This is a genomic window from Haloferax sp. SDI50, assembly GCF_059802635.1.
In genome coordinates, this window is sequence record NZ_JBPULL010000001.1 from 166,409 (window position 1) to 187,603 (window position 21,195).

Annotated in this window: 29 protein-coding genes and 1 tRNA gene; 16 read left to right on the forward strand and 14 right to left on the reverse strand. The window is 67.3% G+C overall.

Annotated elements, in window-relative coordinates; translation table 11 throughout:
* Window positions 1-178: 178 nt before the first annotated feature.
* Both ACSR87_RS00855 and ACSR87_RS00860 read left to right on the forward strand, forming a co-directional pair.
* The gene (locus ACSR87_RS00855; RefSeq protein WP_498529173.1) at window positions 179-433 is read left to right on the forward strand and encodes a hypothetical protein; all 255 of its coding nucleotides are present in this window, start codon (window positions 179-181) and stop codon (window positions 431-433) included.
* A gap of 42 nt (window positions 434-475) precedes the next feature.
* Entirely contained in the window at window positions 476-928 is a 453-nt protein-coding gene (locus ACSR87_RS00860; RefSeq protein WP_498529174.1) for a DUF5804 family protein, read from the forward strand.
* A 20-nt stretch (window positions 929-948) separates the two neighbouring features.
* Here ACSR87_RS00860 and ACSR87_RS00865 read toward each other — a convergent pair whose 3' ends face one another.
* A complete protein-coding gene (locus tag ACSR87_RS00865) occupies window positions 949-1,869 on the reverse strand; it encodes a PLP-dependent cysteine synthase family protein (protein ID WP_498529175.1) in 921 nt (306 codons plus the stop codon).
* 145 nt (window positions 1,870-2,014) lie between these two features.
* On the opposite strand from ACSR87_RS00865, the gene ACSR87_RS00870 reads away from it, so the two are divergent.
* Together ACSR87_RS00870 and ACSR87_RS00875 are read left to right on the forward strand one after the other, a co-directional pair.
* Window positions 2,015-2,395 carry a thioredoxin family protein gene (locus ACSR87_RS00870; RefSeq protein ID WP_498529176.1) on the forward strand — a complete coding sequence of 127 codons (381 nt, stop codon included), beginning with the start codon at window positions 2,015-2,017 and terminating at the stop codon, window positions 2,393-2,395.
* A 106-nt stretch (window positions 2,396-2,501) separates the two neighbouring features.
* Window positions 2,502-3,272 carry a hypothetical protein gene (locus ACSR87_RS00875; RefSeq protein ID WP_498529177.1) on the forward strand — a complete coding sequence of 257 codons (771 nt, stop codon included), beginning with the start codon at window positions 2,502-2,504 and terminating at the stop codon, window positions 3,270-3,272.
* A gap of 30 nt (window positions 3,273-3,302) precedes the next feature.
* Here ACSR87_RS00875 and ACSR87_RS00880 read toward each other — a convergent pair whose 3' ends face one another.
* Entirely contained in the window at window positions 3,303-5,414 is a 2,112-nt protein-coding gene (locus ACSR87_RS00880) for a thioredoxin domain-containing protein (protein WP_498529178.1), read from the reverse strand.
* 189 nt (window positions 5,415-5,603) lie between these two features.
* Between ACSR87_RS00880 and purD the strand changes: the two genes are divergently transcribed.
* Together purD and ACSR87_RS00890 are read left to right on the forward strand one after the other, a co-directional pair.
* Window positions 5,604-6,890 (forward strand): phosphoribosylamine--glycine ligase, encoded by a 1,287-nt coding sequence (gene purD / locus ACSR87_RS00885; protein ID WP_498529179.1) that lies wholly within the window; start codon window positions 5,604-5,606, stop codon window positions 6,888-6,890.
* A gap of 90 nt (window positions 6,891-6,980) precedes the next feature.
* Window positions 6,981-7,523, forward strand: a complete 543-nt coding sequence (locus ACSR87_RS00890) for an acyltransferase (protein ID WP_498529180.1) — start codon at window positions 6,981-6,983, stop codon at window positions 7,521-7,523.
* Between the two features lie 102 nt (window positions 7,524-7,625).
* Here ACSR87_RS00890 and ACSR87_RS00895 read toward each other — a convergent pair whose 3' ends face one another.
* From ACSR87_RS00895 to ACSR87_RS00910, 4 genes are all read right to left on the reverse strand, one after another.
* A complete protein-coding gene (locus ACSR87_RS00895; RefSeq protein WP_498529181.1) occupies window positions 7,626-8,528 on the reverse strand; it encodes a mechanosensitive ion channel domain-containing protein in 903 nt (300 codons plus the stop codon).
* Window position 8,529: 1 nt separating this feature from the next.
* Window positions 8,530-9,339, reverse strand: coding sequence for a diadenylate cyclase (gene dacZ, locus ACSR87_RS00900; RefSeq protein ID WP_004063166.1), 810 nt, complete (start codon window positions 9,337-9,339; stop codon window positions 8,530-8,532).
* 116 nt (window positions 9,340-9,455) lie between these two features.
* Entirely contained in the window at window positions 9,456-9,818 is a 363-nt protein-coding gene (locus ACSR87_RS00905) for a group I truncated hemoglobin (protein WP_004063165.1), read from the reverse strand.
* A gap of 596 nt (window positions 9,819-10,414) precedes the next feature.
* Window positions 10,415-10,497, reverse strand: a tRNA-Leu gene (locus ACSR87_RS00910).
* 106 nt (window positions 10,498-10,603) lie between these two features.
* Here ACSR87_RS00910 and ACSR87_RS00915 point away from each other — a divergent pair.
* Window positions 10,604-10,912, forward strand: coding sequence for a cyclin family protein (locus ACSR87_RS00915; protein WP_498529182.1), 309 nt, complete (start codon window positions 10,604-10,606; stop codon window positions 10,910-10,912).
* Window positions 10,913-10,923: 11 nt separating this feature from the next.
* Here ACSR87_RS00915 and ACSR87_RS00920 read toward each other — a convergent pair whose 3' ends face one another.
* The 6 genes from ACSR87_RS00920 to ACSR87_RS00945 form a co-directional block, all read right to left on the reverse strand.
* Window positions 10,924-11,130, reverse strand: a complete 207-nt coding sequence (locus tag ACSR87_RS00920) for a DUF8147 domain-containing protein (protein WP_498529183.1) — start codon at window positions 11,128-11,130, stop codon at window positions 10,924-10,926.
* A gap of 29 nt (window positions 11,131-11,159) precedes the next feature.
* Window positions 11,160-11,660, reverse strand: a complete 501-nt coding sequence (locus ACSR87_RS00925) for a phosphopantetheine adenylyltransferase (RefSeq protein WP_498529184.1) — start codon at window positions 11,658-11,660, stop codon at window positions 11,160-11,162.
* Window positions 11,661-11,777: 117 nt separating this feature from the next.
* Window positions 11,778-12,242 (reverse strand): helix-turn-helix domain-containing protein, encoded by a 465-nt coding sequence (locus tag ACSR87_RS00930; RefSeq protein WP_498529185.1) that lies wholly within the window; start codon window positions 12,240-12,242, stop codon window positions 11,778-11,780.
* Window positions 12,243-12,309: 67 nt separating this feature from the next.
* Entirely contained in the window at window positions 12,310-13,386 is a 1,077-nt protein-coding gene (locus ACSR87_RS00935; protein ID WP_498529186.1) for a glutamate--cysteine ligase, read from the reverse strand.
* 168 nt (window positions 13,387-13,554) lie between these two features.
* Window positions 13,555-14,220, reverse strand: a complete 666-nt coding sequence (locus ACSR87_RS00940) for a fibrillarin-like rRNA/tRNA 2'-O-methyltransferase (protein WP_498529187.1) — start codon at window positions 14,218-14,220, stop codon at window positions 13,555-13,557.
* Entirely contained in the window at window positions 14,217-15,059 is an 843-nt protein-coding gene (locus tag ACSR87_RS00945; RefSeq protein ID WP_498529188.1) for an NOP5/NOP56 family protein, read from the reverse strand. The genes ACSR87_RS00940 and ACSR87_RS00945 overlap by 4 nt, the downstream gene beginning before the upstream one ends.
* 111 nt (window positions 15,060-15,170) lie before the next feature.
* On the opposite strand from ACSR87_RS00945, the gene ACSR87_RS00950 reads away from it, so the two are divergent.
* The 8 genes from ACSR87_RS00950 (at window position 15,171) to ACSR87_RS00985 (ending at window position 19,581) form a co-directional block, all read left to right on the forward strand.
* Complete coding sequence (locus tag ACSR87_RS00950) at window positions 15,171-15,305, forward strand: rubrerythrin-like domain-containing protein (protein WP_115802679.1); 135 nt, start codon at window positions 15,171-15,173, stop codon at window positions 15,303-15,305.
* On the forward strand, window positions 15,302-15,724 hold the full coding sequence (locus ACSR87_RS00955; protein ID WP_498529189.1) for a DUF8009 family protein: 423 nt from the start codon (window positions 15,302-15,304) through the stop codon (window positions 15,722-15,724). Before ACSR87_RS00950 ends, ACSR87_RS00955 begins: the two co-directional genes overlap by 4 nt.
* A 38-nt stretch (window positions 15,725-15,762) precedes the next feature.
* Window positions 15,763-16,134 (forward strand): hypothetical protein, encoded by a 372-nt coding sequence (locus ACSR87_RS00960; RefSeq protein WP_498529190.1) that lies wholly within the window; start codon window positions 15,763-15,765, stop codon window positions 16,132-16,134.
* 127 nt (window positions 16,135-16,261) lie between these two features.
* On the forward strand, window positions 16,262-16,888 hold the full coding sequence (locus ACSR87_RS00965; protein WP_498531010.1) for a DUF6517 family protein: 627 nt from the start codon (window positions 16,262-16,264) through the stop codon (window positions 16,886-16,888).
* Window positions 16,889-16,948: 60 nt separating this feature from the next.
* Entirely contained in the window at window positions 16,949-17,104 is a 156-nt protein-coding gene (locus ACSR87_RS00970) for a hypothetical protein (RefSeq protein WP_498529191.1), read from the forward strand.
* Complete coding sequence (gene corA / locus ACSR87_RS00975) at window positions 17,101-18,084, forward strand: magnesium/cobalt transporter CorA (protein WP_498529192.1); 984 nt, start codon at window positions 17,101-17,103, stop codon at window positions 18,082-18,084. Before ACSR87_RS00970 ends, corA begins: the two co-directional genes overlap by 4 nt.
* Before the next feature lie 220 nt (window positions 18,085-18,304).
* Window positions 18,305-19,303, forward strand: a complete 999-nt coding sequence (locus ACSR87_RS00980) for a transcription initiation factor IIB (protein WP_498529193.1) — start codon at window positions 18,305-18,307, stop codon at window positions 19,301-19,303.
* A 98-nt stretch (window positions 19,304-19,401) separates the two neighbouring features.
* The gene (locus ACSR87_RS00985; RefSeq protein ID WP_008574529.1) at window positions 19,402-19,581 is read left to right on the forward strand and encodes a DUF7836 family putative zinc-binding protein; all 180 of its coding nucleotides are present in this window, start codon (window positions 19,402-19,404) and stop codon (window positions 19,579-19,581) included.
* 57 nt (window positions 19,582-19,638) lie between these two features.
* Here the strand turns inward: ACSR87_RS00985 and ACSR87_RS00990 are convergent, their stop codons facing one another.
* Window positions 19,639-20,046 carry a translation initiation factor IF-2 subunit beta gene (locus tag ACSR87_RS00990; RefSeq protein WP_498529194.1) on the reverse strand — a complete coding sequence of 136 codons (408 nt, stop codon included), beginning with the start codon at window positions 20,044-20,046 and terminating at the stop codon, window positions 19,639-19,641.
* 268 nt (window positions 20,047-20,314) lie between these two features.
* Between ACSR87_RS00990 and ACSR87_RS00995 the strand changes: the two genes are divergently transcribed.
* Entirely contained in the window at window positions 20,315-20,551 is a 237-nt protein-coding gene (locus ACSR87_RS00995; RefSeq protein ID WP_004041569.1) for a UPF0058 family protein, read from the forward strand.
* Window positions 20,552-20,732: 181 nt separating this feature from the next.
* On the opposite strand, the gene ACSR87_RS01000 is transcribed toward ACSR87_RS00995, so the two are convergent.
* Window positions 20,733-21,173, reverse strand: coding sequence for a DUF555 domain-containing protein (locus ACSR87_RS01000; protein WP_498529195.1), 441 nt, complete (start codon window positions 21,171-21,173; stop codon window positions 20,733-20,735).
* Window positions 21,174-21,195 lie beyond the last annotated feature (22 nt).

The following is a 21,195-nucleotide window of genomic DNA, read 5'->3' on the forward strand; positions in this document are numbered from 1 at the left end:
TGCGCGCACTCCGACCCCGGAGCGAAGTCGCCACCAGCTCCACCGAGGCACGGTACCGACGCCCACACGAACCGTGCAAACCACCACCACAGACACGATTCTCCAAACGTTTAGATTCGTTTCGAATGAACAATTGCACAAAAATGGCTTTATTTACCGTGAGCACTAGGGTTCTCCCATGTCGAAAACATCGCATCCCGGTCGCGGACACCCCGGCCCCGAGTGGCGCGTCAGCCACCGGGCGTCGCGGACCGACTGGAGCGACACCGTCGAGCGGTGCGGGGCCTGCCGCGCCCGCGTCGACATGAGCGAAGCCCACTACCAAGTCCTCCTCGAACGAGACATCGACAAGCCCGGTAAGATAACGCTCGAACGCGAGCGCGTCGTGTTCTGCGACGAGTCCTGCGCCGCCGAGTGGGAGTCGACCGCCTGAGTACCGGAACCGCTTTACCGAATCCGGTCCCTCCCTCTCGACGTGACGCAGGTCTGTATCGTCGGCGCGGAGGACGTGCACCTCCAGTACGAACTGCTGTCGCGCGACACCGCGCGCGCGGCGCTTTCGACCTACGATATCTCCGAACCGTTCGACAACTCGCTTTCGGTCGACACGGTGAGTCTCGGCGCGGCCGTCTCGCTTCTCAACGACCTCAACTGGTATCTCGTCCGGTTCGCCGACTTCTCGTTGGTCCGCGAGCCCTCCGTCTCGGCCGACGAGTGGCTCTCCCGCGACCTCGCCCGACAGATTCGAGACGGGAAGGTTCAGCCCGAGGACACGGGCGACCACCTCGCCATCTACGGCGTCGAAGACGGCCGCCTCGTCGAGCCGATGTTCGTGACGCGCGTCGACGGCTCGGTGCCCGATTACGACCTCAGAGACGTGGAGCGAACGCTCGTCGTCAGAGTGGGAGAAGACGAGTTCGGTCGGTGAGCGCCGCCCCGGGACGACCGCTATTCTTCGGCGTCGAACATCCCGGTCGACATGTAGCGCTCGCCGGAGTCCCAGAAGACCGTCACCACGAGCGGCTGGTCTTCCTCGTCGGCGTCGGGGGCGGCGAGCCGCTCAGCGACGCGCTTGGCGGCGAGGAGCGACGCGCCGGACGACTGGCCGACGAGGATGCCTTCCTCGCGGGCGAGGCGGCGACACTCGGCCTCGGCGTCCGCGAGTTCGACGATTTCCACGTCGTCGAGGAGGTCGGTATCGAGGTTGGGGCTGACGAAGCCCGGGCCCATCCCCTGGAAGTCGTTGTTGCCGACTTCGTGGCCCGAGAGAACGGCGCTCTCGGCGGGTTCGACGCCGACGACGCGCATCGAGGGGAACTCCTCGACGAGACGGCGGCCGGTGCCCGAAATCGTGCCGCCGGTGCCGATGCCGGCGACGAGGGCGTCGATGCGGCGGTCGCCCACCTGTTCGAGAATCTCCTCGGCGGTCGTCCGGTAGTGCGCCTCCGGGTTCGCCGGGTTCTCGAACTGCCGGAGTTGGTACATCCCCTCGGCTTCGAGGTCGTCGGCGCGGTCTTTCGCGGCGGAGATGTCGCCGTCGACGAGTTCGATGGTCGCCCCGTAGGCGCGCATGATTTCGCGGCGCTCGGGCGACATCGAGTCCGGCATGACGATGGTCAGGTCGTAGCCCTTCGCCGCCGCGACGACCGCGAGTCCGATACCGGTGTTCCCGGACGTGGGTTCGACGAGGCGGTCGCCCGGCGAGATGTCGCCCGCCTCCTCGGCCGCCTCGACCATCGCCAACGCGGGGCGGTCCTTCGCTGACCCGCCCGGGTTCTTCGACTCTATCTTCGCCGCGACCGTCGACCCCTCGGGGGAGTCGACGCGGACCAGCGGCGACCCGATAGCGTCGAGGATACTGTCGTCCATCGACCCTCCGTTGACGGTGCGACACTAAACGACTGGCGGAGGCGGACGATACGGCCACCGTCTCGGGGTAGACAGCACCGCGCCGTGCCCGGCGAGGCCCGCCGCGAGCGCACCCGTTAAATCCGCGCGGCCGGTACGCCCTCCCATGGCCGAAGCCGAGACGCTCGAAACGATGCAACCGAACCCCGCGTGGGACGCGGCGTCCTACCCCGATGTGGTCGACACGCTCGCGGCCGCAGACTACACGTTCAAGGTCTGGGGCGGCGACTGGTGCGGCGACTGCCGCGGACAGCTTCCCGACTTCGCGGCGGCGCTCGACGCCGCCGGCGTCCCCGCCGAGCGAATCGACCACTACCCCGTCGAGAAGGCCGACGACGGCTCGAAGGTCGGCCCGCTCGTCGACGAGTACGACATCGAACTCATCCCGACGGTCGTCGTCGAACGCGACGGCGAGGAGGTCGCCCGTTTCGTGGAGGAAGAGGACGTTCCGATTGCGGTCTACCTCGCGGACGAACTGTCGAACTAAGCGTCGGTTCGAATTTTCCGTTCTCTTGACCCGCCGAAACCGTGATATGACACCCGCGGGTACGCCGATTCGATGCGACGAGCGCAGGTGGCGCGGGAGTCCGCAGATGCGTGAGGAACGTGGCGGAGATAGTAGTGAGAGTCCGGATTGCGGGGACGGCCCGCAGCGCTATCACCTCGACAGCGACGACTACCGCCGCGACCTCCTCCCGGTGTTCTCCGAGGCCGTCCCCGTCGCGCACGCGGTTCGAGTCGAACTCGACGAAGGGTCACTCGACGAAGATTTCGGAGCAGACGACATCGAACGATGTGTCGAGGCGCTCACAACCGTCGACGCACTCGACCCCGAGCGCCCGGACGACGGAACCCGCGTCTTCTCTCTCGACCGCGACGGCGAGGACGCGCTGTTCGCGCTTCTCGACGCCGCGACGACGATGGTCGGTGAGAGTTTCGTGTTTCGCCTCGCGCTCCTCGACGACAGCGGCGACGAACTACTCACGACGATTCCCCACGAATCGATGCTTTGGGGCGAGTCGCCGCCGCTCCCCGAAGGAGTCGTGGCGTCGGTTCAGGAACTACTCGCCGAGCGGGTCGGGCTGTTCGTGGCTTCGACGGTCCACGAACGCTGGGAGACCGACGACCACGCCTACCGCTTCGACACCACGGCAATCGTGCAATCGAAGTTGGACCGGAAGACGAGTCGGACGTACTGTTCCGCGCTCTCGGCGCGGAGCCTCGACATCGTCGACGAAACGACGCTCGTCTTCGACACGCCGACGGGTGAGAACGTCGTCCCGTGCGTGACCCGCGAGCGCGCCGAGCGAGTCGCCGAGAAAGTCAGAGAATTGCGACGACGCTACGACGGCTCTCAGCTCTGAATTGGGTTCCGGCCCGTCTCGATGTTTCAGTTAGACGTCGTCGCCCGCCGTGAACCACGCCAGCGCCTCGTCGAGGTCGTGGGTCGGCGCGGAGCAGGTGAAGTTTTCGCAGGCGTAGACGGTCGGTTCGCCGTCGGCCGCCTCGCGGCCGGCCCAGATTGGCGGGGCCTCTTCGAGTCCGAGTTCGCCCAGCCACGCGTCGAGTTCCGCGTCGGTGCCGGGGCGACGGGAGACGACGAGACCGGGGAGATACCGCGAGGCGAGCGTCGCGCGCCACTCATCGGGAACCTCGTCGGCGGCGACGGTGAGTTCGGGGACACCGCTGGCGGCCTTCTCGGCGGCGAGCGCGAGCGAGACGTGTTCGAGCGGGCTGCCGCGAACGCGGTTGGCGAACGAGCCGAGCACCGCGTCCGCAACCTCGCCGAGCCCGGCGTTCGGCGCGAACTGTTCGAGGTCCAAGAACAGCGACGTGGCGACGCCGAGGCTCGACGGCGTGGACTGGTCGGTCGGCTCCTGCGGGCGGGTGACGAGCGACTCGCCGCTCTCGGGGGTGAAGTAGAGCGTGCCCGCGTCGGCGTCGTAGAACTCGCGGCGGGTCGCCCGCGCGAGGTCGAGCGCGAACGAGAGCGGCGCGAGGTCGCCGGTCGCCTGATAGAGGTCGAACGCGCCGCGCGCGAGGAAGGCGTAGTCTTCGAGGTAGCCGTCGCCTTTCACCTCGCCGTTCATGGCGCGCCGCGAGAGCGTCTCGGTCTCGTCGTCCCAGAGGCGCTCGCGAACGAAGTCGAGGGCGCGACGGGCGTCGGAAGCGAGCGAGTCGTCTTCGAGGACGACCGACCCCTGCGCGAACGCCGAAATCATCAGGCCGTTCCAGCCGGCCAGCACCTTCTCGTCGCGGGCGGGGCGCTCGCGCCCCTCGCGGGCGGCAAACAGGGCTTTCCGGGCCTTTTCGAGGCGGTCTTCGACCTCGGATTCGTCGAGATCGTACTCGTCGGCGAGTTCGGCGGTCGTCGCCGAGACGTTCAGGACGGTCGTCTTGTTCTCGAAGTTGCCGCCGGGCGTGACGCCGTAGCGGTCGCAGAAGAGGTCGGCGTCGAGTTCGGGGATGAGGTCGCGCACGTCGTCGGGCGTCCAGACGTAGAAGGTTCCCTCCTCGCCGCCGGACTGGGCGTCGAGCGTGGCGAAGAAGCCGCCGTCGTCGTGGGTGAGTTCGCGGCGGACGAACTCGAACGTCTCGGCGGCGACGGTCGCGTACGAGTCGTTGCCGGTGAGTCGGGCGGCGTCGAGATACCGCGAGGCGAGACCGGCCTGGTCGTACAGCATCTTCTCGAAGTGCGGGACGGTCCACTCGCGGTCGACGCAGTAGCGGTGGAAGCCGCCGCCGAGGTGGTCGCGGAGGCCGCCGTTGGCCATCGCGTCGAGGCTCTGCCGCGCCACGTCGAGCGCCTCGCGGCGGCCGGAGACGGCGTAGCCGCGGAGCAGGGCGTCGATGCGACCGGGTTGGGGGAACTTCGGTCCGTCGCCGCCGAAGCCGCCGTGGTCGCGGTCAGCGCCGCGGAGCGCGGCCTGTACGGTGGTGTCGAGGATGTCCGAGCCGGGAGCCTCGCCGGGCGTGTCGGGCGTCTCCTCCAGTCGGTCGGTGATGGCGCTCGTCCACTGGTCGGCGCGGTTTTCTATCTCGTCGCGGTCGGTTCGCCACGACTCTGCGAAGCTCTCGACGATATCGCGGAAGCCGGGCGCGCCGCGGCGGGGTTCGGGTGGGAAGTACGTGCCGACGAAGAAGGGCTTGCCCTCGGGCGTGAGCCAGACCGAAAGCGGCCAGCCGCCGCCGCCGGTGACCTGTTGGCAGATGGTCTGGTAGATGCGGTCGAGGTCGGGGCGCTCCTCGCGGTCGACTTTCACTGGGACGAACTCCTCGTTGAGCACCTCGGCGATGTCGGGGTCCGAGAAACTCTCGTCGGCCATGACGTGACACCAGTGGCACGCCGAGTAGCCGATTGAAAGAAAGATGGGCTTGTCCGCCTCGCGGGCCGCTTCGAGGGCCGTTTCGTCCCACGGCTGCCAGTTGACCGGGTTGTCGGCGTGCTGGCGGAGGTACGGGCTCTGCTCCTCGTCGAGTCGGTTGCGTCCCACCGGGTCGGACATGCGTCGAAGTCGGCGCTCCGGGAACTAAAGCGGCGTGGAGACGGCCGTCGTGGCCGACTCGGGGTGTGGCGCGGGGTGTGGGTCGGACGGCGAGTCACCCTCGCTGTCGACCGGCTATGACCACAATCGTGCCTATTTCGTCGCAGATAAAGAGCAATCTTTACACTCCCGTGCGCAGGGTATGCGACCATGAGCGAGACCGTCCTCCTCGTCGGTGGCGGCGGCCGCGAGCACGCGATTGCCCGCGCGCTGGCCCCCGACTGCGACCTGTACGCCTGCGCCAGCAACCGAAACCCCGGCATCGCCGCCCTCGCCGAGGGCTTCGAGACGATTTCGGAGACCGCCGCCGAGGACATCGTCGCCTACGCCGAGTCCGTCGGCGCGACGCTCGCGGTCGTCGGCCCCGAGTCCGGCCTCGCGGCTGGCGTCGCCGACGCCCTTGACGAGGCGGGAATCTACACCTTCGGCCCGCAGGCCGCCGAGGCGCGCATCGAGACGGACAAGGCGTTCCAGCGGCAGTTCATGCGCGACGAGGCGATTCCGGGTAACCCCGACTTCGCCACCTTCGACGACATGGAGGCCGCCTGCGACTACATCGACGACTACGACGGCGACCTCGCGGTCAAGCCCGCGGGCCTCACCGGCGGCAAGGGCGTGAAAGTCATCGGCGACCAGGTGACGCCCGCGGAGGCGAAGGCGTACCTCCGCGACTCGGACTACGAGCGCGTCGTGCTCGAAGAGCGCCTCGTCGGCGAGGAGTTCACGATTCAGGCGTTCGTCGCCGACGGCGAGTTCCGCGTCAGCCCCGCCGTGCAGGACCACAAACGCGCCTACGAGGGCGACGAGGGGCCGAACACCGGCGGCATGGGAAGCTACACCGACGTATCGCCCTCCCTGCCGTTCATGGCCGACAGCGACTACGAGGCCGCCGTCGAGGTCATCGAGGCCGTCGTGGAGGCGCTGCCGGAGTACAAGGGCATCCTCTACGGCCAGTTCATGCTCACGACCGAGGGGCCGAAGGTCATCGAGTTCAACGCCCGCTTCGGTGACCCCGAGGCGATGAACACGCTGCCGGTCCTCGAAACGCCATTCATCGACGTGCTCACGGCCGCCCGCGAGGGCGAATCACTGCCGGAACTCGACTTCGCTGAGGCCGCCACGGTGTGTAAGTACGCCGTCCCCGAGGGCTACCCGACGGACCCCGAGGCCGGCGCGGAAATCACGGTCGAAGTGGACGAGGACGCCGGCGCGCTGCTGTTCTACGCGAGCGTCGACGACCGCGAGGACGGCCTCTACACGACGACCTCCCGGTCGTTCGCCGTGGTCGGCGTCGCCGACAGCATCGCCGCGGCGGAAGAACTCGCGGAGGACGCACTCGCCGACGCCGGCGAGGGCTTCCACATCCGCCACGACATCGGCACGGCGGCGCTCGTCCAGCGCCGCATCGACCACATGGCCGAACTCCGCGGCGAGTAAACAGGGGGCGGTCCCGCGGGACCGGTTCGCGATTTCTCTCGTCGCCCCCGCGCCGAGGGCGCTTTTACCCCCGCGGTCCAATCGGCGGACGTGACCGACGACGATGCCGAACCGGCGGACGCGGAGGCCCGCCGACACGACCGAATCCAGCACCACCCGACGCCCGGCCCGCGGAACTCGTTGCAGTACTGGACCGACGCCAAACCCGTCTGGCGCGTGATGCTCAACTACGTGTTCGCCCTCGTGGCGCGCATCGCGCCGTCGCTCAGGGTGCGAAACTGGGCACTCCGGCGCATCGGCGTCACCGTCGGGGCGGGCGTCTCGTGGGGCCTCGAAGCGACACCCGACGTGTTCTGGCCGGAACTCATCACCATCGAAGACGACGCTATCATCGGCTACGACGCGGTCATCCTCTGCCACGAGTTTTTGCAGGACGAGTACCGAACCGGCGAGGTCGTCGTCGGCGAGCGCGCCATGATCGGCGCGAAGGCGACGATTCTCCCGGGCGTCCGCATCGGCGAGGGCGCGCAGGTCGCGGCGAACTCGCTCGTCACGCGCGACGTGCCCGCGGGCGAGACGGTCGCCGGCGTGCCCGCGAGACCCATGTCCGGCGGCGAGACCGACGGGCAGTAATCGGTCATCGTAGTGGGCGGTTCGAGACGCGGCGACCGCCGGTCCGGCACCGAACCGCACGGAATCGGTCCGACCGACGACAGTGACCCCGGTTCCGAGCGCCTACCGAACGCGGCCGACGCCCTTGTCGAGGACGCGCGCGTTCGGAATGACGAACTCCGTATCCTCGGATTCGACGTGGGTGACGAACATATCGAACTCCTGGACGACGCCGCGGACCTCGCCGACGACTATCTCGTCGCCGATGCTGTACGGTTGGGTGAACAGGAGATACGTCCCCGCCGCGCCCGAGCGAAGGAGGTCGCGGAACGCGACGACGCCGAACACGATGAGTCCCAGCAGGTACGCCCCGAGGAGGACGATGAGCGCGAGCGTGGCGACGCGGACCTGCGAGAGCGCGACGAGCGTGGCGAGAAAGAAGACGGTGTATTTTGCGAGCGCCGGGAGGATGTTCACCTGCGGGAGTTTGACCGCGCGGAGTCGCTCGGCGACGAGCAGTTCGACCTTGTCGCCGACGACGACCCCGATGATGAGGACCAGAATGGCGATGAACAACTGCGGGAGGATGGCGATGACGAGCCCCCAAAACCGGTCGGCGTAGTTGACCCCGGCGAACGAGAGGGTGGCGAAGATGCTGATGCCGAGGACGAAATACCGCGTCAGCCACGACAGGATTTCGACCGTCGAGGTGTCGAAGTCGCGGGCGGTCCGCTCGAACGCGGTCCCCTCGATGGCCTCCGGGACACCGACGCTGACGAGCAGCCGATGGACGAGCGTCCCCGCGACGTACGCGAGCACCAGCCCGAGGAGGAGGATGGCGAGCACGCCGAGAAACCGGAGGCCGGCGATTCTGACGATGTCGTCGACGACGCCGCCGACCGTCTGAAGCGGGGCGGTAGATGCGGACGCGGATGCGGACGCGGACGCGGATGCGGATGTGAGTGCGGCTGTGGACGCGGAACCGACCGACGAGTGGATGAGGGACGCCGAAGCGAACCCCGGCATCTCAGTACGCCTCCGGGTCGATTTCGAGAATCATCTTGCCGCCCTTGAACGCCCGGACGAGCCCGTCGGACTCCGAGAGGACGATGGCCGTGGCGTTGGTGTCGCGGGTGATAGCGCCGCCGGCCATGTGGCGCGCGCCCAGCCCCTTCGGGATGTCGACGCCCTCCGCCGAGGGTTCGAGGTAGCGGTACGCCGAGACGATTTTCCCCGAGTCGGAGATGACGAACGCGCCGTCGAGCCGCGAGAACTCCTTGAGCATCACGTTGACGATGGGGTCGCCGACGTAGACGTGGGATTTCTCGAAGGGGTTGTACGACAGCGGCCGCGACTTGTTCATCACCTTGCCCGCGTCACCGACGATGAACAGCGCGCCGACGGGTTCGCCCTTCTGCCCTTTCTTGCCCAGTTCGATGGCCACCTCGAACACGTCGCGGATGACGCCGGGGTCCGCCCGCGAGTTCGCAAAGAGGTCGTAGATGCCCGACCGCATGTTCTCCTCGACGCGGACGCGGACGAGCGAGTCCGGGTCGCCGCCGAAGATGCCGACGTTGCAGGCGATGGTGTCGCCGGCCTCGACGATGCTCTGTTCCATCGCGCCTTCGACGCCGAAGCGGATGCGGTCTTTGACGTTCTGGAACTGCAGGGGCAACTCCACGAACGTCTCGGCTTCGACCGTGTTCTCCGGCGCGATGACCACCGTCGGAACGTCCGTCTCGGCGAACTGCTCGTAGTGGGAGCTGCTCGGCGTGAACAGAAACAACCCATCGACGTCCGCCACGAGGTCGCCCAATAATTCGGATAACGCCGCCATTGGTGGAGAGAGACACCGGGTGAGAAAAAGGGTTGTGTCGCGTCTGACGCGTGGCGTGCGCGATTCGACCGGTGGAAACCGGCGACTGATTCTCCCGGAAGGAGGTCGAACGGAACCTACTGCCCCAGAATAGGGGCTCTGAGCGCGGCGACCTCGTCGAGAATCGCGTCGGCGTCTTCCGGGGCGACGCCGTTTTCGTCGAGCGCGGCCGCGAGGTGCTCGGCGATGGCGTCGAAGTCCTCGCCCGAGAGGTCGAGGTGGTCGTGGGCCGCTCGCATGTCGGCCCCGTCGTACTCGACGGGACCGCCCGCGACGGCGCTGATGAACTTGACCTGATGGGCGCGCTGTTCGACCATGTCGATGTCGTCGAAGTAGTGGGCGACCGAATCGTCGGCAAGGACGCGGTCGTAGAAGTCCGAGACGACTGCTTCGACGGCCTCGCGGCCGCCGATACGAGCGTAGAGTGACTGCGCAGGCATTCGTCGGGGAGTTGGACACCACGACGGTAAGGTTTCCTCCGAACGTATGCGGGGTCTTTAAGCGTGGAGTGCGGGGCCGCGGCGACCACACAGTCTCCGACCGAGTCGACCGCGACGTCCGAGCGGACGGAAGCGCTCACCGGCCGGACACCCGAGACCCGACTGTCACTCTTTCTAGAGGCCGGGTTCACAGGACGCGTCGCTGTCGCAGTCGGCGGTGAAGCGGTCTTCACCGAGACGTTCGAACTCACCGTCCTCGAAAACGGAAGTATCGAGGTCCGTGAGCACACGATTCGATGACGAGCGCTCGCTCCCCGGAGTGGCGGTCTATCTGCTGTTTTCGAACTCCGCGCTCGCCGCGGTCGCAACGGTATCACCGACGACGAGTTTCAACAGAAAGCGCGCGGGACAGGGTTCGAACCGAACCGAGACTCGCCGCGCTCGTCTCGTAGGGTTTGAACCTGTCTGCTACCTCGCACACTTCGTTCGCTTAGTGCGCGGGACAGGGTTCGAACCGCGGTCGCAACGCTTCGCGTTGCTCCCTGATTCGAGCCCTTCGGCTTGCATACACGTCTCTCACGGTGTTCGAGACGGTATGCGCGGGACAGGGTTCGAACCTGCGAAGGTCTACACCACAGCGTCCTAAGCGCTGCGCCTTTGGCCACTTGGCTACCCGCGCGCAATCGGGCGACACTCGCCCTTCGACCGCACATTTCCCGCACCGCCATATAAACGTCACGAGCGCCCGCCGCGGGGATTATGCCCCCGCGGCCGCAACGACGACCATGTACAGCGCCCGAGACCAGCGAGACAATCAGGAGTGGCTGGCTCGCATCGACGCCGCCGCGGACGGCCTCGAACTCGGTAGCGAGGCCCGCTCGTACGCCTCGGATATGTTTCTCACCCAGTTGCCCGACGAGGAGCGCTCCAAACAAGCCGTCGCCGCCGCCAGCCTCTACGCCGGCGCGCTCATCGCCGGCGAGGAGCGCTCGCAGACCGCCGTCGCCGAGTCGATGGACGTGTCGCGGCTCAGCATCCAACAGCGCTGGAAGGACCTCCTCCGGGAGGCCGGCTTCCGACCGCCGAACTGGTAGTTCGGAGGCGCTCACTCCGAGGAGCGCACGGGAGCCATCCGACGAGTCAGGACCGCGTAGGTCACCGCGACGGCGACGACGCCGGCGACGACGCCGGCCGGGATGCCGACGAAAAGCGAGAAAAATATCCACCGCGAGGCCAGTTCGGTGACGGCGATACCGACGACGAGCGCGGCGACGACGCCGACGGCGAAGCTGGCGAAAAGCGGGTGTCGCATGGGAGAGCGTACGACCGTGACAGTGAAAACTATTCGTCGCCCGGAGGCGTCCGACCGCGGCCCTCGCGGTCGGGCGTGAGGTTGCCGTGGCGGTCGATTTCGCCGGAGACGATGCGCGTCGAGGAGATGCGCTCGCCGTCCTCGGCGGGGACGTGTTCGACGACCTCGATACGGAGGGGTTTGAGGCCCTTTTCTTCGCGAATCTCGTTGACGCGCTCGCCGCCACCCCGCGTCTCGGGCGAGACGATGAGCACGTCGAAGCCTTCCTCGGTCGCGATGCCGGTCGGTTTGTCGAGTTCGCGGACCTCGAACTCGCGGTCGTACTCCTCGGCGAGCGGTCGGAGTTCGGCTTCGAGGTCGGCCTTGCGGTCGTCGAAGGGCCGGACGTAGCGGTCGACGTGTCGCGTCTTCGGCGCGAGTTCGTCGCTCGTGAGTCCGACCGTGACAGCACCCAATTCGAACGCCCGCTCGAACAGCGCGAGATGTCCATCGTGGACAGGGTCGAACGTCCCGCCCAACGCGACGTGCATACTCTCGGGGTGGGTACGGCGCGACTTAAGCGGGTCGGGTTAGCCTAACGGCCCAACGCCCGCGGCCAGCGGGGGCTCCGAGGGTGCGCGAATCGTCGCAGCAGTCGGGACGCCGCGCTACTCCTCGCGGACCGTAATCGTGACCGGTTCGGTCTCGTCGGAGCGGTCGGTGCCGAGGTGTCGGTCGAGGTTGAACACGGCGTTCAACTGCGCCTGCACCTGTCCGGAGACGCCCTTCACGAGGTCGCTCGGCGCGATGGCGACGTACTCGTAGGGGTTGTTACCCGCCCCGGAACTCTTCCGCTTGCGGCGCTCGACCGTCTCGTCGTCCGCGAGTTCGGCCAGCGCCTCCCGAACCGTGCTCGGATAGAGGCCGGTCCCCTCGGCGACTTCCTCGCTCGTCGAATGAGGGTGCTGTCGGAGATGGACGTAGATTCGCGCGCGGGTCTCGGTGTCGAGAATCCACGCGAGCAGGTCCACCAACCCGTCGTCGAACTCGGAGACGGCGCAGTCGGTCGCGCCGCCCGAGTGGTCTTCGTCCGTCGACTCCGCGCTCCCCTCTGTGCTCTGGTCCGCAGACATTTGTGCTACGGCAAAGGTCAAAACTGGGGCGCTAAAAAATGTTTCCTGTCGCGCGTCGGCGTGCGACTCAGTCCAGCGTCAGGTGTTCGCACAGGCCGTCGAGCCCGGATTCCTCGTGAATCCGCCGCTGGACGGCGGTTCCGGAGTCGGCGTCGAGAAGCGACCGAAGACCGTCGACGCCGAGGCGGTCGGACTCGGTTTCGACGAACGAATCGAGGCTCACGACGCCCTCGGAGTCGGGGGCGATGAAGTCCGTCTCCCGGCCGTAGCGGGTCGCGCGCCACTTGTTCTCGTCGAGGAGTTCCCGGCGGACCGACGTTCCCGACTCGCCGGCCTCGTAGCGGTCAGCGAGGTCCAACACGAGCGCGTGGACGTACTCGACGAAGTCGGCGACGCGTTCGGGGTCGGTCTGGGCGTCGGGGGTGCGGATTTCGACCGTCCCGTGGCCGGTGTGGGGGCGCACGTCGTACCAGAGTTCGCCCCGGTCGTCTATCGAGCCGTACTCGACCATTCGGCGCTCGAAGCGCTGGAAGTCCTCGAAGTCGTCGAAGGCGGTCGGCATGCCGGTGTTCGGGAGGTTCTCGAACACTTTGGCGCGGGCGGAGGCGAGGCCGGTGTCGAAGCCGTTCCAGAAGGGTGAGTTCGCAGAGAGCGCGAGGAGCGGCGCGAGATACCAGCGGAGTTCGTTGGCGACCCAGACGGCCTTGTCCGCGTCGTCGACGCCGACGTGGACGTGGAGGCCGGCGGTCGTGTTCCGGTGTTGCGGGTACTGAATCCGGTCGAGTTGCGCCTGATACCGGGGTTTGGTCGCGTGGTCGAGTTCGCGCCACTTGGCGGCGGGGTGGAGCCCGGCCGCGGCGATGCGGTAGCCGTGGTCCGCGGCGTGGTCGACGAGCGCCTCGCGGACCGTCGAGACGGCCGCGCCGGCCTCGTCGGGGTTCTCGATGAGCGGCGTCTGCGTCTCGATAGTGAACTGGAACAGCTCGTGGTCGAGCCGTCCCGCGAGCGGTTCGGGAGGCTCCGGTCCGTAGACTAAGTCGTCGATACCCGAAGTGGGGCGGCCGTCGGCATCGACGATGTAGAATTCCTCTTCGACGCCGAGCGTCCCCATTCGGTCGAAGGCATCCGCCGACCCTAGTTCCATCGCAACGGCGTAAGTTGCGCCGAATTAAAAACACCGTGGGAGCCGGCGAACGCGTCGCACGACCGCCGCCGGTCGAATCCGACGACGTGACAGCGACCGAATGGTTCCGCGGACGCCCAACACCGGCGGCGACCCGCTCGACTCGCGGTGCCAGCCGGCGGCGGCGACCTACTTCGGCCGGGCGACGATACCGAGGTGGTCCGCGTGGAAGCGGTCGAGACGGGCGGTTTCGAGGATTTCGTAGGCTGAGTCGAGTTCAGCGACCACGTCGTCGAACACGTCGTCCGGCTCCGCAGTCACGTCCTCGCTGCGCGCCTTGACGGCCATCAGGAGCCGGCCGTCGTCCGCGAGGAACTGTCGGTTGCGGACGGCGACGGCCGCCTGCCCGCGGGTCGCCACGTCCATGACGAGGCAATCGATGCCGGCTTCGACGACGTGCGCGTAGGAGTCGGGGTCGCGCGCGTCCTTCAGAAGCGGAAAGAGGTTGTCGCGGTCCTCGGCGACGCCGACGAGGTCGCGGACGGGGCGCGGGGCGAACTCCACGGCGTAAGTCGGCCCGGCGAAGTCAGCGACGTGCGAGACGGTCGTCCCCGAGGCGGCCCCGAGGTAGAGCACCGACTCGCCGCCGACGAGACCGGTGTCCATACCGAGTTCGAGCATCGCGCCGAGCTTCGAGCGCCCGGCGTCCCACGCGCGCCAGCCGTCGGCATCGACGGGTTCGCCGTAGACCTGTGCGCCCTCGGTCGAGAGGCGCTCGCGGCCGCCGAACGTCCGGCGTTCGACGCCGTCGGGAAGGACGGCACCGGCGTCGGCCGCGGAACTGTCGTCGCTCATTCGTCGGCCTCCTCGTCGGCGCGGGCGCGAATCGTCTCCATCCGGTCGGTGAGTTCGGCGTGCAGGTCCGGCCGGTAGTCACCCGAGTAGTGATCGATGCGCGCGGCGATAGAGAGCTTCCCGGCGAGTGCGCGGGCGGCCGACCCGCGGTCCTGCGGGCGCGTCCCACGGACGTACTCGTGGGTGAAGATAACGCCGTGTTTGGGCGACGTAGCGCGGCCCTTCAGGTGGGCGAACAGGGCGTCTTCGGCTCCGAGCACTTGGACCGTTCCGCTCGGCTTCTTGGCGAGGGGTTCGAGACCGCCCGCAAGCGCGATGAGCCGCGCCGCGAGGACCGGCCCGGCCATCTCGGCGAGGTTCGGCGCGGTCGTGGGCGCGCGCTCCTCGATGAACGCCCGGAGGTCGTCGCGCTCGTCGAGCAGGTCCACCGCGCGGGTGGCGTAGGAGACGACGCGCTCTTCGGCGGCGGTCTTGGGGTCTCGGGCGGCGATATCGCGGACGCCGTCGAGGCCGCGCGGGACGTCCTCGTAGAGCGTGCCGGCCCACTCGACGACCCGCTCGGCGAGTTCGTTCGCGGTCCGTTCGGCGTCGTCCATCGCGCGCACGGCGTGGGCGAGCTGCACGTCGTCGTCGCGCTCGCGCTCCGCGACGGCCTCGCTGGCGGCGGCGAGCGTCGCCGAGCGGAGTTTGGCGTAGTAATCGGTTTCGTCGGCGGCGAACCCGGCGTCGACGGCCTCGGCCGGCCAGTCGGCGGGGGCGGAGGCGCCGCCCGTTCGGACTCGCGTCGCCCCGGATTCGGGGTCGTCGGGGTCCGCGCCGGCGAACCATGCGTCTGTCATACTGGCGGATTGCGCCCCGTTCGGGTAAAAGGGCACGGACCCGCGGGCGCGGGCCGCCGTCCGGTCGTTCTGTGGTAAGTTTTAACAAACCATGTCTCGTACGAATGGTCGATGGAACGCGCTTCGTACGTCTGTCGTGAGTGCCAAACGACCGTGAGCGCCGCGTCGTACCGTTCGACCTGCCCCGAGTGCAGCGGCGAACTGCGGCCCACGTCGATGACGAGTCGCCGGCGCGCCGGAGATTGAACGGCGCGCGCGGGTCGTCCGACCCGACCGCCGTCCGCTCGCTCGCAGTCACGACCGACGACCTCGTGACCGCCCTGGAGGCGAACCGCCGAGGCGACGACCACGTCGTCCTCCGCGTCACGCCGCCGTTCTACGGGCGGATGCGGGCGCGCATTCACCGCACCGGCGGCGAGGCCTCGGACTACGCCGACCCCGAGCCGGTACACCTCCAGCCGCGGGTCTTCGTCGCTGACGACGCCCCCGCGTTCCCCGAACCCGACGAGACGCGACCGGACCCGTACGAGGTCGAAGCGCACCACGAGCGCCACACGGAGGCGGTTCGAGCGTGGCGCTCGGCGGTCCGCGACCACCTCCGCGAGACGGTCGCGCTCCCGACAGACGACGGTCCCCACGAGGTCGAGGTCAAATACCTCGGCTGAGCGAACCACTTTTTCCCCGCGGGGGACACCGTAGCGACATGAGCACCGACGAGTACCGCCGCGGGACGGCGGTCGAGCGCGAGCGGCAGCGGAAACAGCGCCCGGCGCGCGGCCGCTACCGCGGGGTGTTGCCGGTCATCTACGCCATCGGATTCGTCATGTTCACCGCCGTCTCGCTGTACATCGGGCCGGAACCGGCGTTCGCGGTCTACCTCGTCACCCACGTCTTCTACGCGGGACTGATTCGCGCCGATATCAGGTCGCTCCGCGGACAGGGCATCGACTGGGGCGCATCCCGTCATCTCTGGTTCGGCGCGGCGTTCGCGCTCCCGTTCGTCGCGCCCGCCTACTACGTCCACAGCGGCCGCGTGATTCGCCGCGAGAACGAGTCGCGGGACCTCGACGGCTGAGGCGAAACCCGCAGCGTTCGACGCCGGCCGCACCGCGCACCGCACCGAAGACCGACCCGTCCGGCCACCGAACTTATGCCGGGAGCGGGGAAATGGCGGGGCAATGAGTTCCAGACGCGTAGTCGCGGTGCTCGCGCTCGCCGCACTCGTGCTCACAAGCGGTTGTATCGGCTTTCTGACCGGCGAGGAGACGCTGACGTTCGAATCCGAGCCGGCCACGGCGGACGCGACCGTCGCCGGGAACGCCGGCTACGAGACGAACGGGACCGAGACGTTCGCGGTGAACCGCACGCTCTCGTTCGGCGGACAGGAGCGTCAAATCGCCGCCAGCAACCATATCACGACGTACGAGAAGACGCTTGACCTCGGCTTCTTCGGTGAGGCCAAACTCGGGTCGTTCAGCGTCATCTCGACGCCCGCGGTCGAAGTCGCCGGCCAGCCGCGGAGCCCCATCGGCGACTACTCGAACGACGACCTCATCCGCCTCGTCGACAACCGGTATCAGGGCCTCAACGACGTCGACCAAGTCAGTTCGCGGAACGTCCAGATGCTCGGACAGACGGCCAACGTCACGAAGTACAGCGCCACCGCGCGGTTCGGCGGGGACGAAGTCGACGTGTACGTCCACGTGACGAAAGTCCAGCACAACGAGGACTTCGTCGTCGCAATCGGGCTGTACCCCCAACAGCTCGACGGCGAGGAGGAGAACGTCTTGGAACTGATTCGCTCGGTCGAACACCCGTCCGAAGCGTAGTTCGCTCGGGCAAGTCGCCTCGGGGGAGCCTTTTTCTCGTCGCCCCGGGTCGGTGGTTCCATGACTCGCGTACGGACCGCAGGTATCGCGGTGACGACCCTCGGCGTCGTCGGCTACGGCGTCGGGACCCTCGTCGCCTATCCGGGGCGGGCGTTCTCGGTGACGGCCGTCATGGTCGGCATCACGCTCTGGGCCATCGGGGGTGACGTGCGGTGATTTCGGCGCTCGTCTACCGCGACGACGGCGCGTCGGCCTACGAGGAGACCGCGCTAGACGCGGCGCGCGACGCCGACGGGACGACGTGGGTTCGCGCGACGACCGGCGAGGAGTTCGACCGCGTCGCCGAGGCGTTCGGCATCCACTCGCTTTCGGTCGAGGACGTGCGGAACGACGCCCGCCCGAAGACCGAGGAGTACGACGAGTACACGTTCGTCCTCGTCCGAATGGCGACGCTCCGCGCCGGCGAGCAGGTGTTCGAAGAGGAGGTCCAGACCAGACCCGTGGGGCTCTGCTTCGGTGACGACTGGCTCGTGACGCTGACGCGCCGGGAGTTGGAACCGATAAACTACGTGTGGAACGCCATCGAACGCGAAGAGCCGCGGATGCTCCGGTTCGGGCCGGACTACGTGGGCTATCGCGTCATCGACCGCATCGTCGACGAGTATTTCGGGCTGTTGGACGAGGTCGGCGGGGAAATCGAGGTCATCGAGGACAGCATCTTCGAGGGGCCCGACCCGGAGGTGCTCGAAGGGCTCAACGCGGTCCGGCGCGACCTGCTGTCGTTCCGAAAGACGGTGTGGCCGACGCGCGAGGCCGTCGGGGTGCTCGCCCGCGGCGACCCCGACTACGTCCGCGAGGCGACGGAGAAGTACTACCGCGACGTGTACGACCACCTCGTCGAGTTGGTCGACCTGACGGAGACGTACCGCGACCTCGCGCGCGGCGCGCGAGATATCTACCTCAACACCCTCTCGCAGTCGACGAACGAGGTGATGAAGACGCTCACCGTCGTCGCGACCATCATCCTCCCGCTCACGCTCGTCGTCGGCATCTACGGCATGAACTTCGACCCCGGCGCGTCGGCGTTCAACATGCCCGAACTCGGCTGGGCCTACGGCTACCCCGCGACGATGCTCGGGATGGCGCTCGTCTCCGTGGTCCTCCTCGTCTACTTCCGCCGGGAACACTGGCTCTGAGCGACGAAAGAGCTATACGATCCGATTAATCGCGTGGGACCCCGATTCCCGTCGACGAGATGACGACAAAGCGGCTACATCGTGCGATTCACCCGCACGGGGTGGCGAAAACTTTATAAGGATTTCGAACTTACTGTTGGTAAGGCCAGTCCAAGCCGGATTATTCTTTCGTCTTCTGAGGTCTTCCCGGCCGAGACGTATCCGCGCCTTCCACCCCACCATGAGCGACACGATAACCACCCGAACGTACAGTACCGACGCAAAGAGCAGGGACATCCGTCCCCGCGAGTCAGAGCGAGCCGAAACGCAGCAGGACGAAACGCAGGTCTGCCCCGAGTGCAGCGGCCACCTCGTCACCGACGAGGAACACGGCGAGACCATCTGCGAGGACTGCGGCCTCGTCGTCGAGGACACCGTGGTCGACCGCGGCCCCGAGTGGCGCGCGTTCGACTCCGCCGAGCGCGACAGCAAGTCCCGCGTCGGCGCGCCGACGACGAAGATGATGCACGACAAGGGGCTGTCGACCAACATCGGTTGGCAGAACAAAGACGCCTACGGCAAGTCCCTCTCGCCGCGGCAGCGCGAACAGATGCAGCGGCTCCGCACGTGGAACGAGCGGTTCCGCACCCGCGACTCCAAGGAGCGCAACCTCAAGCAGGCGCTCGGCGAAATCGACCGCATGGCCTCGGCGCTCGGCCTCCCCGAGAACGTCCGCGAGACCGCCTCGGTCATCTACCGCCGCGCGCTTAACGACGACCTGCTCCCGGGCCGTTCCATCGAGGGCGTCGCCACCTCGGCGCTGTACGCGTCGGCCCGGATGGCTGGCACGCCCCGCTCGCTCGACGAACTGGAGAAGGTCTCCCGTGTCGACAAGATGGAGCTTACCCGGACGTACCGCTACATCGTCCGCGAACTGAAACTCGAAATCAAGCCCGCCGACCCCGAGCAGTACGTCCCGCGGTTCGCCAGCGAACTCGGCCTCTCCGACGAGGCCGAGCGACAGGCCCGCCAGCTCCTCCGCGACGCGAAGGAGACCGGCATCCACTCGGGCAAGTCGCCGGTCGGCCTCGCCGCCGCCGCCGTCTACGCCGCCGCCCTCCTCACCAACGAGAAGGTAACCCAAAGCGAGGTCTCGACGGTCGCGGACATCTCCGAGGTCACCATCCGCAACCGGTACAAGGAGCTGCTCGAAGTCCAAGACGGCACCCTGCTCGCGTAAGCCATCGGTGGGCGCGCGGCGCATCGTGAGCCGTGCTTTTTCTCGGTCGTGCTATCCCGTAACAACATTTATCCGCGCTCCCGGAGCATATACCGGGTATGGTTGAAGCGTTCGTCCGCCTGTTGTGCCCCGAATGTGGAAAGGACTGGGAGACGAATCCGACCGAACTCCCCGCTCACCGCGACAACTACTCGTGTCAGGGCTGTGGCGCGACGCGGCGCACGGCCGAGTTCATGCGGACGGAGCGCGACCTCCAGACGCTCAAGCAGTTCGAGTAGCGAGAGAACAGAACGCCCGTCTCTCGGACGGGGCTATCCCCGCCGGACGTTCGTTTTTTACAGATCGGGAATCGCTGAGAGCGCGCCGCACGCGTCGCACTTCAGCACATCGGCACCCTGCTGGGTGGTGAGCTTCGTGTCGGGGGACCCGCACTCGCTGCACAGTACGAACGACTCGACGTACTCGTCGAGCGCGTCGGCGATGCGGCGCTGGCGGAACTCGCCGGTGAAGCGCGCGCGGCCGCGGTCGTCGATTTGGGCGCTCGTGCCCAACTCCGTCTGGAAGAACTTCAGGACGTGCGTCGCCTCGCGGGCGAGCCGGTCGTGGGTCGCCGCGAAGTTCTCGTAGACCGTGACGTTCCCCTCCTGGCGGACCGTCGGCTCCGGGACGCTGAAGCGGTCGTCACCTTCCGCGACATCCGGGGACTCCGAGAGCGCGCGGTCCAGTTGGTCGTCGTAGTCCATGCGCGACAGTACGCGCGCGCCGGGGTAAAATTCTCACGACCCCCCGCCGCGCGCGACCGTCGCTCGGCGCGCGGGCTACATAGCTATATAAACCACTCGTGATATTCGGCCGTCGTTCACTAGTGACGGGGCGAAACAACAAACCAATTGAAAACGGTCGAACACGAAATTTCCGCTGAGACCCCCATAATCGGCGGTTTAAGGGAGTCGGATGCTAACGTGACTCAAGATAATACTATATCCCTCCGGTCTCAAGCCGTGGTTGCTCATGAAGAAGCAGGAACTCATCCACCTGCACGGTCTGCTCGCAGAAGTCCACACCCAGATTGAGGCCTGGGAGGACGAGGAAATCAGTCTCGTCGAGTACAACGAACTCGGCGTACGACCGACATCCATCCACAAGTCCAAGACGGACCACAAAGCAGCCGTGTTTAAACTGGCGAAAGGAATCACCGGAGCGATGCGCGAGGCCGAACCAGAGCCGCTCGCACCGCAAGCCGACTGAACCGAGAAAAGAAACGCGTTCTCCTCTACGACCCTACACCCGAGAGCGACCGCGCCGTGCTCTCCCGCGCGACGACGCTCCCGAGCGACTGCCGTGCCGAGTGTGAGTGAGTTCCGCACGCGAGCAGAAACTGTGAACGGGACTGAGGCGTCGCCGCAGCGACGACGATAGAACCGACGCCTCAGCGGCCGTCGACGAGGTCGTCGAAGTCGACGAGCGTTTCGTCGGGGTCAGACGCGCCGGTTTCGGTTCGGGTGTCGCCCTCGCCATCGGTCTCGACCGACTCGTCGTCGACGCGGTCGACGGACAGCACTTTCAGCGGGATGTTTTCGAGGCGTTGGCCGATTTCCTTGCGCGCGATGCGCGAGGCGTGTTCCTCCTGTTCGACGTTGAAGACGGTCATCTCCAGTTCGAGGGCGACGAGCGCCTCGTCCGCGGCGATAAAGGCGGGGGGAAGCTCCTCGCCGCCGGGCGAGGTGCGCGCGCCCATGCTAATCTCGACGTACTTCAGGTCGGGGTTGAGCATCTCGCCGGTTTTCGAGATGGCGATACGAATCGCCTCGTCAACGGTCTCCACGTCGTACACCGGGACCGCGGCCTCGACGACGACTCTGCAGTCCATGGGTACGAAGAGGTTGTGTGCC